This is a genomic window from Rickettsia sp. TH2014 (assembly GCF_019249195.1).
GTDB lineage: Bacteria > Pseudomonadota > Alphaproteobacteria > Rickettsiales > Rickettsiaceae > Rickettsia > Rickettsia felis.
This window is the reverse complement of record NZ_MXAX01000213.1, coordinates 1-889: the sequence shown is the minus strand read 5'-3', so window position 1 is coordinate 889 and position 889 is coordinate 1. Positions and strand designations below refer to the sequence as shown.

Below are 889 nucleotides of genomic sequence, written 5' to 3'. Positions count from 1 at the left end.
TTTTTTGATTTAGATTCATCTCTAATCCTCCATTNNNTATTATCTTAATTTTACTAAATGTAAGATTAAATCTCAACTATTACAACTTATTTTAATACTACTAGCTAGACTATTTCGTTGCTGATGTCGGAATAGTCTTAACCATTTCGACATTTAATTATAAGCCATATCCTCGTGCATACCAATAAATGTAGCTGAATTGACTATATTCACTTTATCTTCTAGAGGTCCGAGTGGCTGAGCCGGTTTTAACAATTCCTGCGTTAGTATAAATTTGGTTTTTTTCTCGATATTCGATAAAAAAGGTAAATGTAAGCTATGAGGGCTGTATATTATTGCATATTTATCCCATTCTAGATATTGTCTATTCAAATGCTCTTTATATTCAGATGGGCCATATACTTCTATACTACCAAATTTATATTTTTTTAAAGGATATAGTTCATACTCATAAAAAAAATCATTTGGATATTTATTACGCATGCTTTGATTAAAATGAACAAATTTATCATTTTCTTTATGAAATACGAAAATATCTAAGCATCTTTCCCCGCAAATTACATAAATTTTATTATGTTTAACGCGATATCCTAATTGTTCAAATTGCGGTAATATTTGTTGCAAATGTATTTCGTCTTCATGCATAATACCGATATCTAAATCATCGTCAAAAGGAATTATGCCTTGATGTCTAACGGCTCCAAGCAGAGTGCCGCCTTCTATCCAATAATTAATATTATTCTTACCAAGTAGCTCATGAGTATCTTTCATTAGCTGATAAAGGCTAAGTGCTTTTTTCTCACTAATTCTATATTTTTTTACTTGTTCATCACTTAAGGTTACATATCGCCAGTCATGTTCTAATATATAAGCATAAAAAAATATGCCG

At 29.8% G+C, this 889-nt stretch carries 1 protein-coding gene; it reads right to left on the bottom strand.

The annotated features are described in order from the left end of the window. Positions 1-153: 153 nt before the first annotated feature. Positions 154-889 (bottom strand): LicD family protein (locus KYQ89_RS04400; RefSeq protein WP_218460579.1); only part of this gene is annotated, 736 nt, incomplete at its 5' end.